The organism is Buchnera aphidicola (Nurudea shiraii), from assembly GCA_039829955.1.
Taxonomy (GTDB): Bacteria; Pseudomonadota; Gammaproteobacteria; order Enterobacterales; family Enterobacteriaceae; genus Buchnera_B; species Buchnera_B aphidicola_AY.
Map to the genome: position 1 here is coordinate 215,191 of CP140035.1, position 17,817 is coordinate 233,007.

At 26.1% G+C, this 17,817-nt stretch carries 14 protein-coding genes; 3 read left to right on the forward strand and 11 right to left on the reverse strand.

Going from position 1 to position 17,817, the window contains the following annotated elements; translation table 11 throughout:
- Nucleotides 1-87: 87 nt before the first annotated feature.
- From aceE to lpdA, 3 genes are all read left to right on the forward strand, one after another.
- Nucleotides 88-2,754, forward strand: a complete 2,667-nt coding sequence (gene aceE, locus U0T63_00945) for a pyruvate dehydrogenase (acetyl-transferring), homodimeric type (GenBank protein XBC39407.1) — start codon at nt 88-90, stop codon at nt 2,752-2,754.
- Between the two features lie 7 nt (nt 2,755-2,761).
- On the forward strand, nt 2,762-3,994 hold the full coding sequence (locus tag U0T63_00950; protein ID XBC39408.1) for a 2-oxo acid dehydrogenase subunit E2: 1,233 nt from the start codon (nt 2,762-2,764) through the stop codon (nt 3,992-3,994).
- A gap of 108 nt (nt 3,995-4,102) precedes the next feature.
- The gene (gene lpdA, locus U0T63_00955; GenBank protein ID XBC39409.1) at nt 4,103-5,530 is read left to right on the forward strand and encodes a dihydrolipoyl dehydrogenase; all 1,428 of its coding nucleotides are present in this window, start codon (nt 4,103-4,105) and stop codon (nt 5,528-5,530) included.
- Between the two features lie 239 nt (nt 5,531-5,769).
- On the opposite strand, the gene U0T63_00960 is transcribed toward lpdA, so the two are convergent.
- The 11 genes from U0T63_00960 to U0T63_01010 form a co-directional block, all read right to left on the reverse strand.
- The gene (locus U0T63_00960; GenBank protein XBC39410.1) at nt 5,770-6,489 is read right to left on the reverse strand and encodes a 5'-methylthioadenosine/adenosylhomocysteine nucleosidase; all 720 of its coding nucleotides are present in this window, start codon (nt 6,487-6,489) and stop codon (nt 5,770-5,772) included.
- 36 nt (nt 6,490-6,525) lie between these two features.
- On the reverse strand, nt 6,526-6,870 hold the full coding sequence (gene erpA / locus U0T63_00965) for an iron-sulfur cluster insertion protein ErpA (protein ID XBC39411.1): 345 nt from the start codon (nt 6,868-6,870) through the stop codon (nt 6,526-6,528).
- A gap of 110 nt (nt 6,871-6,980) precedes the next feature.
- Nucleotides 6,981-8,144, reverse strand: a complete 1,164-nt coding sequence (ftsZ, locus tag U0T63_00970) for a cell division protein FtsZ (protein ID XBC39412.1) — start codon at nt 8,142-8,144, stop codon at nt 6,981-6,983.
- A gap of 29 nt (nt 8,145-8,173) precedes the next feature.
- A complete protein-coding gene (gene ftsA, locus U0T63_00975; protein ID XBC39413.1) occupies nt 8,174-9,433 on the reverse strand; it encodes a cell division protein FtsA in 1,260 nt (419 codons plus the stop codon).
- 773 nt (nt 9,434-10,206) lie between these two features.
- Nucleotides 10,207-11,127 carry a D-alanine--D-alanine ligase gene (locus U0T63_00980; GenBank protein XBC39414.1) on the reverse strand — a complete coding sequence of 307 codons (921 nt, stop codon included), beginning with the start codon at nt 11,125-11,127 and terminating at the stop codon, nt 10,207-10,209.
- Between the two features lie 9 nt (nt 11,128-11,136).
- Nucleotides 11,137-12,597, reverse strand: coding sequence for a UDP-N-acetylmuramate--L-alanine ligase (gene murC / locus U0T63_00985; GenBank protein ID XBC39415.1), 1,461 nt, complete (start codon nt 12,595-12,597; stop codon nt 11,137-11,139).
- A gap of 35 nt (nt 12,598-12,632) precedes the next feature.
- Nucleotides 12,633-13,706: an undecaprenyldiphospho-muramoylpentapeptide beta-N-acetylglucosaminyltransferase gene (gene murG, locus U0T63_00990; GenBank protein ID XBC39416.1), complete on the reverse strand. Its 1,074-nt coding sequence runs from the start codon at nt 13,704-13,706 to the stop codon at nt 12,633-12,635.
- Nucleotides 13,703-14,884, reverse strand: a complete 1,182-nt coding sequence (gene ftsW / locus U0T63_00995; protein XBC39417.1) for a cell division protein FtsW — start codon at nt 14,882-14,884, stop codon at nt 13,703-13,705. The genes murG and ftsW overlap by 4 nt, the downstream gene beginning before the upstream one ends.
- Nucleotides 14,884-16,188, reverse strand: a complete 1,305-nt coding sequence (gene murD, locus U0T63_01000) for a UDP-N-acetylmuramoyl-L-alanine--D-glutamate ligase (protein XBC39485.1) — start codon at nt 16,186-16,188, stop codon at nt 14,884-14,886. Before murD ends, ftsW begins: the two co-directional genes overlap by 1 nt.
- 24 nt (nt 16,189-16,212) lie before the next feature.
- The gene (gene mraY, locus U0T63_01005) at nt 16,213-17,292 is read right to left on the reverse strand and encodes a phospho-N-acetylmuramoyl-pentapeptide-transferase (protein XBC39418.1); all 1,080 of its coding nucleotides are present in this window, start codon (nt 17,290-17,292) and stop codon (nt 16,213-16,215) included.
- Complete coding sequence (locus U0T63_01010; GenBank protein XBC39486.1) at nt 17,273-17,728, reverse strand: cyanophycin synthetase; 456 nt, start codon at nt 17,726-17,728, stop codon at nt 17,273-17,275. The genes mraY and U0T63_01010 overlap by 20 nt, the downstream gene beginning before the upstream one ends.
- Nucleotides 17,729-17,817 lie beyond the last annotated feature (89 nt).

Here is a 17,817-nt window from a genome sequence, read left to right on the forward strand (position 1 = left end):
TATTTTAAGATTTTTAAAATTTATATTGATGTTTTGTAAAGTAGGTTAGTAATAATTTGTTTACATAATTTATAAGGAAATGTGTATATGACAGAGTTGTTTTTAAATGATATTGATCCTGTGGAAACGGATGATTGGATACAAGGAATTAATTCAGTCATTCGTGAAGAAGGTATTGAGAGGGCTAAATTTATTGTATATTCTATTATAAAAAAATTAGGTAAAGAAAACATAAAATTTATAGAGAATAATATCATTAGTGATTATGTAAATACTATATCTGTTTCTGAAGAGTCTGTATATCCAGGAAATTTATTTTTAGAAAAGAAAATATGTTCTGTAATAAGATGGAACGCAATAATGATTGTATTGAGAGCTTCTAAAAAAAAGTTGGATTTAGGAGGTCATTTATCCTCTTTCCAATCAGCTGCAATAATTTATGAGGTATGTTTTAATCATTTTTTTCAAGCTTGTAATAAGAAGTCAAGTGGTGATTTAGTTTATTTTCAAGGTCACATTTCTCCAGGAATTTATGCTAGAGCATTTGTTGAAGGAAGGTTAAACAAAAAACAGTTAGATAATTTTAGACAAGAAGTAAATGGTAATGGCCTTCCTTCTTATCCGCATCCAAAATGTATGCCAAATTTTTGGCAATTTCCTACAGTATCTATGGGGTTAGGTCCATTGTGTGCTATTTATCAAGCAAAATTTTTGAAATACTTAGAAAATAGAAATTTAAAACATACATTTAATCAAAAAGTATATGCCTTTTTAGGAGATGGAGAAATGGATGAACCAGAATCTAAAGGAGCTATTTCCATTGCTTTTCGTGAAAAGTTAGATAATTTGATTTTTGTAGTAAATTGTAATTTACAAAGATTAGATGGCCCTGTTATAGGAAATGGGAAAATTATTAATGAATTAGAAGGTATATTTAAAGGAGCTGGTTGGGAAGTTATTAAGGTAATATGGGGTAGTGAATGGGATAAATTATTAAAAAAAGATGTAACTGGAAAGTTAATACAATTAATGAACGAAACTTTAGATGGTGATTACCAAACGTTTAAATCTAAAAATGGAACTTATGTGAGAAAACATTTTTTTGAAAAATATAAAGAAACTAAAAGTTTAGTTCAAGATATGACAGATGAAGAAATATGGAATTTAAATCGAGGAGGACATGATTTTAAAAAAGTTTATTCTGCTTTTAAGAAAGCACACGATGTTATAAACAAACCAGTAATAATATTAATACATACTATAAAAGGATATGGACTAGGTAACATAGCGGAAGGAAAAAATATTGCTCATCAGATTAAAAAGATTAATATTGAAGATATAAAATATATTCGAGATAATCTACGTATTTTAATAAAAGATGAAGATCTTAGTTCTTTTCCCTATATTTCTTTTGATGTTAATAGTGAAGAATATGAATATCTTCATAATAGAAGAAAAAAATTAGGAGGATATCTTCCATCACGTTCGCCTTTTTTTGCTGAAAAGCTAAAACTTCCTCATTTGAACGATTTTAATTCACTTTTTATTGAGCAAAAAAAAGAAATTTCTACTACTGTAGCTTTTGTACGTATATTAAATATCATTTTAAAGAACATTAATATCAAAGATAGGATAGTTCCAATTATTGCAGATGAAGCACGCACATTTGGAATGGAAGGATTATTTCAAAAAATAGGAATTTATAATTCTAATGGACAAAAATATGTTCCTCAAGATCAAGATCAATTTTTATATTATAAGGAAGATCAAAAAGGTCAAATTTTACAAGAAGGAATAAGTGAAATGGGTGCTTTTGCTTCTTGGTTGGCAGCAGCTACTTCTTATAGTACTAATAATTTTCCTATGATTCCTTTTTATATTTATTATTCTATGTTTGGATTTCAAAGAATAGGAGATATGTGTTGGGCGGCAGGTGATCAACAAGCTAGAGGATTTTTAATAGGAGGTACGGCAGGGAGAACAACATTAAATGGAGAAGGATTACAACATGGAGATGGTCATAGTCATGTTCAAGCGTTAACTGTTCCTAATTGTATATCATATAATCCTGCATATGCTTATGAACTAGCAGTAATTATTCATAATGGTTTAAATAGGATGTATGGAGATTTTCAAGAAAATATATATTATTATATAACTACATTTAATGAAAACTATAAGATGCCAGCTATTCCTATAGGATCAGAAGAAGGTATTTGCAAAGGTATTTACAAGCTAAAAAGTATTGGAGAAACAAAAATTAAAGTTCAGTTATTAGGATCCGGTTCTATTCTAGAATGTGTTCTTAAAGCTTCTTTGATTTTATTTCGAGAATATGATATTAGTTCAGATATTTATAGTGTTACATCTTTTACCGAGTTAGCTAGAAATGGACAAGATTGTGAAAGATGGAATTTATTGCATCCTACAGCTAAAAAAAGAAAAGTTCCTTATGTTTCGAAAGTAATGAATGAATTTCCAGCTATTGCTGTGACAGACTATATGAAAATTTTTGCTGAACAAATTAGAGCTTATCTTCCTGGAACAAGTTTTCGTGTTTTAGGAACAGATGGATTTGGACGTTCTGATAGTCGAAAAAATTTACGAAGTTATTTCGAAATTAATGAATTTTATATAGTTATTGCTGCTTTAGTAGAATTGTCTAAATTTGGTAATTTTGATAAAAAAATTATTGAAAATGCTATTCATCAGTTTGATATAGATGTAAGAAAAGTAAATCCGAGGTTAGTATAAAAATAAAATGGATATTGAAATTAAGATTCCTGATATTGGTACAGATGTAGTTGAAGTTATTGAAATATTTGTAAAAGTAGGTGAAGAAGTAAAAAAAGATGATTCTTTAATTACTGTTGAAGGGCAAAAGGTATCAATGGAGATTCCATCTACTCACTCTGGAAGAGTTCAGTCTATTTTTGTAGAAATAGGACAAAAAGTACAAACTGGTTCGTTAATTTTAGTTCTTTCATCTCTTAATGAAAATTATATACTATGTGATGATAGTAAAAGTACTTGTTTGAATAACTTAACATCCAACGATAAAGGACATTCTGAAGTCTATACAAATTTAAAAAATAGTATTGATGAACAAGAAGTATTAGTTCATGCAACTCCTATTATTCGAAAATTAGCTAGACAATTAAATGTTAATTTAAAGAATATTATAGGTAGTGGAAGAAAAGGTAGGATTACAAGAGAAGATGTTATGTTACATGTAAAATACCGATTAAAAAAAGAAAAAGATCATGTTTTTAGTAAATCTAATTTTAAAAAGATTCCTTTAGAGTTGAATTTGACAAATATTCAAGTAGTTTCCAGTAAGCATGTATTTAAAAGTTGGTCTATTATTCCACATGTAACACAATTCGATGAATCTGATATTACGAATTTAGAAAAATTTCGAAAAAATTATAATCTTAAGTTGCATTCGAAAGGTACAAATTTAAAATTAACTATTTTAGTTTTTGTAATTAAGATAGTAGCTAAAGCATTAAAAATTTTTCCAAAATTTAATAGTACACTATGTCCTAATACTAAGAGAAAGTTAATTTTAAGCAAAAATATTAACATAGGAATTGCAGTAGATACAAAAGATGGATTATTAATTCCTGTTATACGTAATGCTGACAAAAAAGATATATCTGAATTAGCATTTGAATTAAATTGTTTTTCTAAAAAAGCTAAATCAAAGATGTTAAATGTTTCAGATACGACTCATGGGAATTTTACAATTTCTAATTTAGGAGGTATCGGTGGAGTTGGTTTTACTCCTATTATCAATTATCCAGAAGTAGCAATTCTTGGTGTATCTAAGTCTGTAATTAAGCCGAGTTGGAATGAAAAAGAATTTATACCACGTTTAATGTTACCTTTTTCATTGTCTTACGATCATCGAGCTATTGATGGAGCAGAAGCTGCTCGATTTACTAATTGTATTAGTGAAATGTTATCAGATATTAGGTTGTTGATGTGTTAAATTATTTTTAGGTTGATATGTAATGTTCTGTAGTTTACTAATGATATTTTGTAAAATATTTTGTTAAAATTGAATATTAAGATAATTTTATTAAATAGGTATATAAATATGTCATGTGAACAAATGTATACTCAGGTAGTGGTGATTGGATCTGGTCCTGCAGGATATTCTGCTGCCTTTCGGTGTTCAGATTTAGGATTGAATACGATTTTAGTGGAAAAATACAATAGTTTAGGAGGAGTTTGTTTGAATGTTGGTTGCATTCCTTCTAAATTTTTATTGCATATTTCTAAAGTTATAAAAGAATCTCAAAATTTGTTTAATTTAGGTGTGACATTCTCACAACCTATTATTGATATAAACAAAATACGTCAATGGAAAGATAAGATTGTTAATAGGCTTAGTTCTAGCATTAGAAGCATGGCAAATAAGAGGGATGTAAAAGTTATTTCTGGACACGCGAAGTTTTTAAATAAGAATAGTATTTTGGTAGAAAAAGAAAATAAACGTATGATTATTTCTTTTGAAAACATAATTTTGGCAGTAGGTTCGAATACTAGAAAGTTAAATTATGTTTCTTTTGATGATTCCAGAATATGGAATTCTACTACTGCATTGTCGCTTCCTAGTATACCTAAAAACTTATTGATTATTGGATCAGGAATAATTGGACTAGAAATGGCCACTGTTTATAGTACGTTAGGATCTAAAGTAGATGTTATAGATAATTCACATGAATTATTATCTTATTTAGATCGAGATGTAGTAAAAATGTTTTACGATGCAGTAAAAAAAGATTTTAACATTTTTTTAAATTCTAAAATTGAAAAAATTATATCTGATAAAAAAGGGTTTTTAGTTTCAAGAAATCAAAATGATAATATTCAAAATGCTAAGTTGTATGATGCTGTTTTAGTATCAGTAGGAAGAGAATCAAATTTGAGTTCATTAAATATTGATAATATAGGATTAAACATTAATAGTAATGGATTTCTTGAAGTCAATGAACAGTTACGTACTAATGTGTCTAATATATATGCTATTGGAGATGTTACAGGGCAGCCAATGTTAGCACATAAAGGAATTTATCAAGGACATATAGCAGCTGAAGTAATTTCTGGAAAGAATCATTTTTTTAGTCCTTATGCAATTCCAAGTATTTTATATACAGATCCAGAAATAGCTTGGGTAGGAATAACAGAAAAAGAAGCAATTCGAAATAATATAAAATACGAAAGTGCAGTTTTTCCTTGGAATTGTTTAGGAAAAGCAATTTCTTCGAATTTTTCTTGTGGAATGACTAAGTTAATTTTTGATCCTAAATCTAAAAAAGTTATAGGTGGCTCTGTAGTTGGAAATAGTGCCGGTGAACTTTTAGGAGAAATTGGGTTAGCGATTGAAATGGGATGTGACGTAGAAGATATTGCATTGACTATTCATGCTCATCCTACTTTGTATGAATCTATAAATTTATCAGCGCATGTTTTTCAAGGAACTATTACTGACATACTTAATTTAAAAAAGAACAATATTTGAAAATTAAATAATTTTTTTTAGATACCATGATGTATTTTAAAAAAATAAAAATTTTAGATAGATTGGTGAACTGTTTAATTTATTTAATATTTAAAGTTCTGAATATCCATGTGTTTTACAGTTTGTTTTAAAGTGTAGTAACATTTGAACCGTGCATAAAATACATATTAATTTTGTTAATATTTAAATATAAAAATTATTTTAATTTCTTAATGATTAGAAATCATAAAAATTGTTACTTACTTTATATATAAATATTTTAACAAATATTGGATAATTTTTAAAAATGTTTTATTTTCTAAGCAAATAAATTTTTTGAAGTCTAATACGGAATTATTATTTGAGAAATCCGATATAACTTTAATAGTTAGAAAAGGTTTATTGAATTGATAACATACTTGAGCAATTGCTGTTGATTCCATGTCTACTGCGATTGCTTTTGGAAAGCATTTTTTTAGTCGCTTCTTGTATGATTGTTTATCAACAAATGAATCTCCGCTTATTATAAGTCCTTTGTAATAGCAAATTCTTAATTTTAATAAACATATTTCTATAAATTTTGTTAAATAGTTATTTACTAAAAATTTTTTAGGAAAACCTTTGATTTGTCCTAAATCATATCCAAAAGCAGTTAAATTAATATCGTGATAGCACGTACTATTAGGAAGTATTATAGCACCAGGTTTTAGTTGTGTACTTAAACTTCCAGCTGTTCCAATATTAACTATAAAATCTATTTTATAAATTTGTAGTAATATAGTACATGTTGTACTAGCTAAAACTTTTCCTACTCCTGATTGAATTAATATAACTTTAATCTCATTAATTTTTCCTATATGAAATTCTTTATTGTAGATTACTATTTTTTTATAAAAATGAATATGTTTATATAAGAACATAAGTTCTTTTTTTAAAGCCCCAATAATTCCGATAGTAATTTTTATTGTATTTTTTTTCATAATATATAAGGTGTTTTTAGTTAGTATTAATTTTTATTACACACTAAATGAAATTCCGCAACTGCAAGTAGTTTTTGCTTTTGGGTTGTATACAATAAATTTAGAACCGTTTAAATTTTCTTGATAATCTATTTCACCACCCATTAGATACTGTAAGCTAATAGGATCTATTATAACAGATGCTCCTAATTTAGTAATAACTGTATCATCATTATATTGATTTCTATCAAATTTAAAATTGTATTGAAATCCACCGCAACCTCCTCCAGTAATATAAATTCTTAGTTTCAGATTAAATATTTTAGATTTCTTAGTCATATAGTTAATTTTTTTGATAGCTTCATTGGAAAAAGATAATGGAAATGTAGAAAATTTTTTCATATTACGTTGCTCAATTTAAAATATTTCTTGATTTTTAATTTATATTCGTTAAGTAATAAATTTAATTTAGTGTTCACATGTTTTATTTTTTGTTATCAAATTATAAAATATTATTTAGATTTTTTTCTTAAAAAAGTTGGAATATCTAGATAATTAATATCGTTATTATTTGATAACATATCGTTGATATGCTTTTTTGTTTTAGTGTTAATTTTGTGTTTTGGTACATCAAAAAACGTGTCCTGTTTTTCGAACTCAATATTAAATAAAGATTTATTAGAGTATACGTGTTTAGAATATTGTTTATATGTCGATATTTTTTCGATTCTAATCCCTGTTGCTATTACTGTTACTCGGAGCGCATCATTCATTTCTGTATCTAGTGATGTTCCGATTACTACAATTGCATTATCTGAAGAAAATGATCTTATAATGTTTCCTATTGTTTCAAATTCATCTAGTTTCATATTTAGTCCTGAAGTGATATTTACTAATACCCCTTGAGCACCAGATAAATCAATGTCTTCTAGAAGAGGGCTTGAGATAGCAGTTTCTATAGCCTCTTTAGCTCGATTTTCTCCTGAAGAAACTCCTGTTCCTATCATAGCTAATCCCATTTCGGACATAATCGTTCGTATGTCTGCGAAATCTACATTAATTAGTCCAGGTTTAGTTATGAGTTCTGCTATTCCTTGAACAGCTCCTTTTAAGATATTGTTAACTGAACTAAATGCATCTAACAAAGAAATATTTTTGTTAAATATTTTTAATAATTTTTCATTAGGAATGGTTATGAGTGAATCAACATATTTAGATAGTTCTATTATACCTTGATTAGCATGAATCATTCTTTTTTTTCCTTCGAAATTAAAAGGTTTGGTGACTACAGCTACTGTTAGGATACCTAGTTTTTTTGTAATTTCTGCAATTACGGGGGCAGCACCTGTACCTGTTCCTCCTCCCATACCTGCTGCTATAAAAATCATATCTGCATCTTCTAACGTAGATTGTAATTTTTCTTTATCCTCTTCAGCTGCATGTTGACCTATTTTAGGGTTAGCTCCAGCTCCTAGTCCTTTTGTTATATGGTTTCCTATTTGTATAGTTTTTTTAACTTTTATCTTTTGTAGTGCTTGTATATCAGTATTAATAGCAAAAAATTCTACACCTTCAATTTTTTCTTGTATCATATATTCTACTGCGTTTCCTCCACCGCCTCCTATACCTATTACTTTAATAATTGCGTTGTTATTTTTTTCTACAGGTTCAAACATAAGTTGACATCCGGTTTTTGTTTTTGTTATTATAGTGCTTTTTTTATCCAATTGTTAAAAGAATTAAACCATTTTTTAAAAATATTTTTAGACATTTTATTTTTTTTATAATTTTGATAATGTTGTTTACCATAGTAAAGTAATCCTACTGCAGTAGAATAGTTAGATTTTTCAATATTGTTTACTACGTTTCCATTTTTTTCAGGTCTTCCTATTCTTATAGGCATATTAAAAATTTTTTTAGCATTTTGTGTTAATAATTTAATTTTTGAAGCTCCACCCGTGAAAACTATTCCTGCTCCGAGCTTGTAGTAATTTTTTGATTCTTGTAGCTTATCTTGTATATTTAAAATTTCTTTATTTATTAAATTTAATAGTTCGGTATACCTCAGTTCAATAATTTTTATTAGTGAACATTGTTCAAATGTTTTAACGGATTTGTTATCGATTTGAGCTATTTCAATTTTTTTGTGTATATTTTGTGAAGAAGGAATTTCAGCTAATCCATATTGAATTTTTATTATTTCAGCTTTTTTAAAAGGAATATTGAGTGCATAAGCAATGTCATTTGTTACAGAGTTTCCAGCATAAGGAATTACACAACTATACTGTAAAGTTCCATTTACATACATAGAAATGTCTATTGTTCCTCCACCAATATCTGCCATACACACACCTAATTTTTGTTCGTCTTTTGTTAATACTGCCTGACTTGAAGCTAGTCCTGAAAAAATCACACGATTAACTTTTATTCCACAAGTTTCTACTGCTTTAAGAATATTTTTTTTTACTTCAGTAAGACATGTAATTAGATGAACTCGTGTTTTTATTCTTTTTCCTGATAACCCAATTGGATTGTGTATTCCTACATGGTGATCAATAGAATATTCTTGTGGAATAATATGTAAGATATGATGTTTATTTCGAATTCGAACACATTTTGCTGTATGTATTACGTTTTTGACATCCTGTATAGTGACTTCATGTTTAGATATAGGTACAATTCCTACTTCATTTTGACAGCTAATATACTTATTAGATATTGCTAAATATACAGAAGAAACGTGATAATCTGCCATGTTTTCTGCTTGATGAATGGATTTTTTAATGCATTTTACAACTGATTTAAAATCATTTATAATTCCTTTTATTATTCCAAGAGAAGGGCAAATACCTATTCCTACAACATTGATAATACCATCTGTTACGATTTCTCCTATTAGAGTAATAATTTTTGTAGTTCCAATTTCTAATCCGACTATTAATTTTCTATTTTTTTCTTTTATCATGATTACTAATCGACCTATAATTTATTGTATCCGTTTATTGCTACGTTTGACTTGTATCTTATTTCAATTGTATTTAATTTTCTATTTTAACGTTTTTATTGTCTTTTTTAAAAACTTTAAACGTTCATTGATCTTTTCAATCTCATAATGTTAATTACACTTAATTTATCTAAAATTATTTCAATATTCTTATTAGTATATAATTTCCGAAAATTTTAAGGTGTTATGAAAATAGGTTTTAATTGAAGATTATTTATTTTTAATATTTTCATTATTGTATTGGAATTCTTTAGAAAGATTTTTTTATTATTATCGAATCTGTATAAGTGTAAAATATTTTTAATATTTATTTGACTTTGGTTAAAATTCTTGTGTTATCTAATATATAATCATTATTTTAATATACAATAGGAGTAGAATTTTCTATATAAGTTAATAATTTATTTGTATTTAACATGTGTATTGTAACATTTCTCACGAAAGGAAGTTTTTTTAGTGTATTTTTTGAAAAACATTGTATTTCATGTTAGTTTTATATAATTTTTTAGAGATAAAATAAAATTTTTAATTTTTTCCATTTAAATATCCGGACTTACCGTGAATAATTAAACGAGGTATTTTTTAGAAAGTATTTCAGAAGATCTTATTAGTATAAAATTACTAAAAATTATAAAAATAACTAAACATAGTATTGAAACACATTTTAATATTTTTGACGTTATTTATTACATAATAATTTAGATTTCATGTTTTTAGTTTTTTATTTAAATTTATTAATTAGTTGACTCTAAAATTTTCAAAACTAATTCATTAAAGGAAATTCCAGCTTCTTTGGAAGCTATAGGCATTAAGCTATGTTTAGTCATACCAGGGCAAGTGTTAATTTCTAGCAACCAAAATTTTTTATTATGATCTATTATTAGATCAATTCTTCCCCATCCTACGCATCCGAGTATTTTCCATGCTTTTTTAATTATGTTACTAAGTTTTATTTCTTTTTGTTTTTCTAATCCGCTAGGGCAAAAATATTGTGTTTCTTGAGACTTATATTTAGATTCATAATCATAAAAAGTATTCTTTGAGTGTATGCGAATAGATGGTAGAATTTTATTGTTTAGAATCCCTACGGAATATTCTTGACCGTATATAAATTTTTCAATTAAAATATCATTATCATACTTAAATGCTTTTATACATGCATCATATAAATAATCGTATGAATTGACTAATGAAACTCCAATACTAGATCCTCCCGTGTTAGGTTTTACAATGATAGGTAAATTTAATTTTAAGACATCATGTTTAAGGCAGTTTTTAGATATTTTTTGAAATTTTTTTATGTTGATAAAATAATAAGGTACAATAGGTAAATTAATACTTTTCCATAATAGTTTTGTTTTCATTTTATCTATTGAAATAGCTGATGATAAGATTTTACTTCCGGTGTAAGGAATTTTTAGATATTGTAAAATTCCTTGTATAGTTCCATTTTCCCCTTCATTTCCGTGAAGAGCAAGAAATGCTTTTTTAAATTCTTGATTGGATAATTGAGTTATTGGATAATGTTTTGTATCTATAGGATATGCATTTATTTTAGATTTTAATAAGCTTTTTAATATGTTTCTTCCAGATAATAAGGAAATCTTTCGTTCTTGAGACGTTCCTCCAAATAACACTGCTATTTTTTCTTTCATGATAGTTTTCTATATATTAAAATTTTTTATGATATGTTTTTTTACTATAATATTAATATTTCCTGCTCCTTGTATCAAGAGTAAATCGTTTCCTGATAGTTTACTTTTTAACATTTTAAACATTTTTTTATGTTCTAATATTAAATTAACGGACTCTTTTTTGTGTTTATATAATTCTTTGTATAAAGCGAAACTATCTGATCCTAAAATCACATTTTCGTTAGCAGAATAAAGATTTAATAAAAATAATTCATCTACTTTCTTTAAAATTTTTATAAAATCTTCAAATAAATAATGTGTTCTTGTATATTTATGTGGTTGAAAAATCATTATTAACTTTTTTTTGGGCCATCCTGATCTAGCGGTGTTGATACTTTCTAAAATTTCATTAGGATGGTGTCCATAATCTTGAATAATAATTATTTTGTTTTTTTTGTTTTTCGGATAATTTATTGAAACATTTCCTAATAGTTCAAATCTACGTTCAACTCCTTTAAAATTTTTTAATGACGTAAAAATATTAGTATTACTAATTTTTGTTTGAATAGCAACAGCTATTGCTGCTGCTGCGTTAAGGGCATTATGTTTTCCGGGGATGTTTAAAATTATTTTTAATATTTGCTTATTATTTTTTACTATTTTAAAGTGACTAGAAAATTTGTTTTGTTTATATTTATTTATTTTTATATCTGAATCTTCGCTAAATCCGTAAGTAATGACATTGCATTTTATTAATGACATAATGTTTCTAATATTTTTATTATCGATGCATATTACTGCTGTTCCGTAATTTGGAAGATTTTGAATAAATTTAATGAAAGTGAGTTTTAAATTATTAAAGTTTCCGTTATAGTTTTCTAGGTGATCATCATTTATATTAGTTATTACAGCAATTATTGGTTTTAAATATAGTAGTGAAGCATCACTTTCATCTGCTTCTACTATGTAGTAAGGACTTTTTCCTAATTTTATGCTGTTGTTAAGTTCTTTAAGATATCCTCCAGTAATTAATGTTGGATCTAGAAAACTATTATGAAATATGCTAAATATAATTGAAGAAGTAGTAGTTTTTCCATGTGTTCCAGATACTGCTATTCCATATTTATATCTTATTATTTCTGACAGCATTTTTCCTCTTGACATTATAGGAATATTTAAAGATTTTGCTTTTATAATTTCAGGATTAGAAAGTGATATTGCACTAGATGTTACTACAATATGTACATTTTTAACATTTTTTTTAGAATGATTAAAAAATATTTTTGCTCCTAAACTAATTAGTTTTTGTGTAATATGAGTAGGTACTAAATCGGAACCGCTTATGTTATAACCCTGCTTTAGTAAAATTTCAGCTATTCCACTCATTCCTATCCCACCAATTCCAACAAAGTGAATATTTGTAATGTAATGCGTTTTAGAAGTGAGTAAATTAAATTGATATGTTTTATTATTTTTTATAATATCATTCATATATATATTTATGTATTACTTTATTTTTAATTTAATTAGTCAATATTATTGGAAATTGAAGCTATATTGTTAATTATCTTAACAATTTTTTTAACAGAATTGATTGTTAATTTTGAATGTATTTTTTTTGACATTTTATTAATTATTTTTCGATTTATATTGTTTAAGATTTTAACAATTTTATGACTCTTAAAAGAATTTTGTTCTATTATTATTGCTCCTCCTTTTAATTTTAACGGATAAGCATTCCAATATTGATGTTTATCTTTGTGAGGATAGGGAATAAATATAGCAGGTAAACCAATATATTCGATTTCACTTACAGTAATAGCACCAGAACGACAAATAACCATATCTGCCCAAGAATATGCTTTTTCTATATTTTTTATAAAAGAATTTAATTTATATGGAAAAATTTTAAATTTTTTATAATTTCTTAATGTTTCAACTTTATTGTTTTTTCCTACTTGGTGCCAAATTATAATTTTATTTTTTAAAGAAAAAGCAATTTCAGGAAGTGTAGAATTAAAAATTTGAGCTCCTTGACTTCCACCTAAGACTAGTATTCTAAGTGGTCCTGTTCTATTCTTGAAACGATTTTTAGAATGAGAAAAATTGATTATTTCTTTTCTTAATGGATTTCCAACTGTTTGTGCATTTGATATTGTTCCTGGAAATGCTTGCATAGTTTTAGTAGATAGCTTTGATAAAAACTTATTAGATAAACCTGCTACTCTGTTTTGTTCATGAATCAAAAATGGTATTCTATATAAAGTTGATATTATTCCTCCTGGAATGGAAATGTATCCTCCCATTCCTAATATTATATTAGGTTTGATGCATTTTATGATACATCTAGATTGGTAACAAGCTCGAAGGACTTGAAAAGAAAATTTAATTAAACTAAAAAATTTTTTTTTTATTGAATCTATATCAATAAATTGAATTGGAATTTTATTTTTTGGTATTATTATGGATTCAAGTCTATTTCTTGTTCCTAACCAAAATACATTCCAATTTTTTTGTATTAATTTTTTAGCAATGATTAATCCAGGGAAAATATGTCCACAAGTGCCACCTGCTATAATAATAATTGTTTTTTTTTTCATTGAGAGCCTTGATAAATTTTTTTGCTCATTCGTGTTTCAAAATCAATACGTAAGAGTATAGAAATTGCAATTGATATAGTTACTAAGCTAGATCCACCATAACTAATAAGAGGAAGGGTTAAGCCTTTAGTAGGTAATATTCCAATAGTAGTACTAATGTTAATCAAAGTTTGAGAAATAAACCAGATTCCAATAGAAAAAGCAAAATATCCGGAAAAAAAATTATTATTTTTTAATGCTTTTTTTCCAATTTTTATTGCACGAAAAGCAAGAAATAATATCATAAATAATATGATACAAGATCCAAAATATCCTAGTTCTTCTCCAATTATGGAAAAGATAAAATCAGTATGTGCTTCTGGTAAATACTCTAATTTTTGAATAGATTTTCCTAACCCTACTCCAAATATATTACCTCTTCCTAGAGCCATTAATGATTGTGTTAATTGATAACCTGATCCAAATGGATCTTTCCAAGGATTCCAAAAAGATAATATTCGTTTATTTTGATAGGGTATAGAGGCAGTTAATACAATAATAATTACTATTCCTAATACAAATATAGGAATGAATTTCCAAATTTGTGCTCCAATAATAAATAGTAAAGATAATATAGTAATAAAATATATAATAACTGTCCCTAAATCGGGTTCTATTAGTAACAATATAGATATAATAGAGATAATTCCTATGGGTTTCAAGAATCCCCAAAAACTATTAATAATTTCGTGATGTTTTCGAGATACATAGTCAGAAAAATAACATAATATAGCTATTTTAGACACTTCCGAAGGTTGTATATGAATTGAACTTGATCCAATCCATCTGAGAGAACCATTAATAGGGGTGCTTACTATTAGAACCAGTAATAAAGAAATAATAGAAATTAGAAAAAGTTTTATGCTGTGTACTTTCCAAAAACGTATAGGTATTTGAAGAAATATATTTGTTAAAAATAAAACTATTATTAGGTATAGAATTTCTTTCTTAGCAAAAAATAATAAATCTCCATGTATACGATTAGCTATAGAAATTGAAGAGGAAGTTACCATAACTAGTCCAGTTAGTAATAAGCAAATAGTACACCATACTAATTTGGAATCGTATACAGTTTGTTTTTTGAATTTCGCGTTTTTTTTAAGAATATTTATTTTTGAAAATGAACTTTTTAATTTCATTAATGTAGCTCTTTTATTAATTTTATAAAAGTATTTCCACGTTCTTTAAAATTAGAAAATTGATCTAAACTACTACAAGCGGGAGACAATAACACTATATCTCCAGGTTTTACTATTTTTGCTATAAAATATACAGTATTATTTAATGTTTTTAAACGTATTGATTTTTCGGGACATAACTGAAACAATATGTTTTTGCTCATACCATAACAGTAAATTTTTATTTTTTTATTCTTAAGATAAGGTATTAATAAAGAAAAATTAGCTGATTTTCCATCTCCTCCTAAGATCAGTCTAATCTTTTTTTTTGCGTATGGTAAAATGTTTTCTATAGCTGATTTTGTACTTCCAATATTAGTGGATTTAGAATCGTTTATCCATGTTACATCATTTCTTTTACATATTATTTGAAATCTATGAGGTAGTCCTGAAAAATTTTTCAAAGCTTTTAAGCTAATTTCAATGTTTATTTTAAACTTATGAACAATTGATAGTGCAGATAATGCATTAACGTAATTTTGTTTACCTGATATTTTTAAATGTTTAGTATTTAATAGCTTTTTAGATTTATAAAACAACCAATAATTTCCAGACTTTTCTTTTAAGTGGTAGTCACCCTTAAGAGTTCCGAATGTAATATGTGGATATGCTTTAATTTTAGGGTTAAAAGATAAATTATCATCTAAATTTAAAACAGAAAACATAGCATTATTATAAATTTTTAATTTTTGTTTGATATACTCAGTTATACCGTATGGATATCTATTCATGTGATCTGGGCTAATATTAAGAACGGTTGCAACTCTAGCTTTTAAGCTAATAACGGTTTCTAATTGAAAACTAGATAATTCTATTACATATATTTCTGCAGAGTGATTAAGAATGTTAAGTACGGGTAGTCCAATGTTTCCGCCTAAGTATACTTTAATTCCAGAAAATTTTAATATATCTTTTACCATTGTTGCTACTGTGCTTTTACCATTAGATCCAGTAATGGCAATTATAGGAGTATTGGTTTCTCTTACGAATAATTCAATATCTCCAATTACTTCAATGCCTTTTAATTTTGCAAATATTATTGCTGGATGATATAGAGATATTCCAGGACTAACTATGATTAATTCGGATTCTTGTATCCATTTATAATTTATTGAACCAACGTGATATATTATATTTTTAAAGTTTTTTACATGTTGAATATATTTAGGATCTTTATTAAAATCTAGTATCTTTGGATATATGTTTTTTAATATAAAGAACTTTAAACAAGAAATTCCTGTTAATCCCATTCCTAATATTAATATTTTTTTTTATGATAATTATACATTTTAATTGACCTTAAGTATGAAATCTAGTCCTAATATTGTAAATATTAAAGAAATTATCCAAAATCTCACTATTAATCTTGGTTCAGGACACCCTTCTAGTTCATAATGATGATGTATAGGTGTCATTTTAAATATTTTTTTCTTTTTAATTTTAAAATAACTTACTTGAATAATTACTGATAGAGTTTCAATAATGAATATTCCGCTCATAATGAAAAATATCATCTCTTGATGCAATAATATTGCTATTATTCCTATAGTTCCTCCTAAAGATAAAGATCCAATATCCCCCATAAATATTTTTGCTGGATAGGTATTAAACCATAAAAATCCTAATCCAGATCCTATGATAGCAGAGCAAAAAACTGCTAATTCATCAATGTTAGGTGTGTATATAATGTTAAAATTTTGTAAATAATTTACATTTCCAGAAATAATTGATAAAAAGTATAATCCTGTAGTTATAAAAATTATAGGAACAATAGCTAGTCCATCTAGTCCATCTGTTAAATTTACCGCATTGCTAGATCCTAGCAATATAAAATATAGTAAAGCAATATATATTACTTTAATATTAATTAATATATATTTTTTAGTTGGCAATATCAATTGAATAAAAAAATTATTTTTAGTTGTGGAAAGAATCAAAATAATAGAAAAAATAGACATTATAGATAAAAGAATAAGTTTCGATTTGTATGACAATCCTGTTGATGTTTGATAATAATTTTTTTTATAATCATCAATCAACCCTATTAATCCAAATCCTATCAACGTTATAAGTGTATTCCATATATATATGTTAGACAAATCAGCCCATAAAAAGATAGAAATAATAATAGAAGATAATATTAGAAATCCCCCCATAGTAGGTACGTTTTTTTTTGTATAATGTATTTTTGGGCCGTTAGCGCGAATAACTTGATAAATTTTGTTTTTTTTTAGGAAATTAATTAGAATGGGTCCTAATAATAAAGAAGAAGTAAGAGCTGTTAATAGACTAAAGATGGAACGTTTTATTAAGTTCGAGTGAGTTTTAAAATATGCATAAAAAAAATATTTAAGAATTAGTAAGATCATTTCGGTACTCCTGAATTAATTTTTTAACTACTTTTTCTAATTTTTCACTCCTTGATCCTTTTATTAAAATTGTTATTTTTTTGTGTTTTAATGTTTTTTTTATTATTTTTTCTATTAGCATATTAAAAGAATAAAAATGTTGTCCTTTCTGGCTATTTTTACTTATTTCTAGACTTAATTTCCCAATACTCATGACATTATTTATTTTAGACATATAAATAACATTCCCGATTATTTTGTGATATAAGATACTCATCTTACCTAGTTCAGACATATCTCCAGAAACAAAAATTGTATAACCTGGCATATTTTCTAAAACTTTAATTGCTGCAATCATGGATGCAACGTTAGCATTATAAGTATCATTAATAATAGTTATATTTTTATTTATTTTAATTATTTCTAGTCGTCCAGATATTTTAGAAATTTTAGACAATCCGAGTTGAATAAACTTAAATGGAATTTTAGATGCTATTGCTATAGAAATTGCTGCGAGAGTATTAGAAATATTATGAAATCCTAATA

Coding starts and splice junctions, on each gene's coding strand:
- aceE (XBC39407.1), top strand. CDS start 88: ATGACAGAGTTGTTTTTAAATGATATTGATCCTGTGGAAACGGATGAT.
- U0T63_00950 (XBC39408.1), top strand. CDS start 2,762: ATGGATATTGAAATTAAGATTCCTGATATTGGTACAGATGTAGTTGAA.
- lpdA (XBC39409.1), top strand. CDS start 4,103: ATGTCATGTGAACAAATGTATACTCAGGTAGTGGTGATTGGATCTGGT.
- U0T63_00960 (XBC39410.1), bottom strand. CDS start 6,489: ATGAAAAAAAATACAATAAAAATTACTATCGGAATTATTGGGGCTTTA.
- erpA (XBC39411.1), bottom strand. CDS start 6,870: ATGAAAAAATTTTCTACATTTCCATTATCTTTTTCCAATGAAGCTATC.
- ftsZ (XBC39412.1), bottom strand. CDS start 8,144: ATGTTTGAACCTGTAGAAAAAAATAACAACGCAATTATTAAAGTAATA.
- ftsA (XBC39413.1), bottom strand. CDS start 9,433: ATGATAAAAGAAAAAAATAGAAAATTAATAGTCGGATTAGAAATTGGA.
- U0T63_00980 (XBC39414.1), bottom strand. CDS start 11,127: ATGAAAGAAAAAATAGCAGTGTTATTTGGAGGAACGTCTCAAGAACGA.
- murC (XBC39415.1), bottom strand. CDS start 12,597: ATGAATGATATTATAAAAAATAATAAAACATATCAATTTAATTTACTC.
- murG (XBC39416.1), bottom strand. CDS start 13,706: ATGAAAAAAAAAACAATTATTATTATAGCAGGTGGCACTTGTGGACAT.
- ftsW (XBC39417.1), bottom strand. CDS start 14,884: ATGAAATTAAAAAGTTCATTTTCAAAAATAAATATTCTTAAAAAAAAC.
- mraY (XBC39418.1), bottom strand. CDS start 17,292: ATGATCTTACTAATTCTTAAATATTTTTTTTATGCATATTTTAAAACT.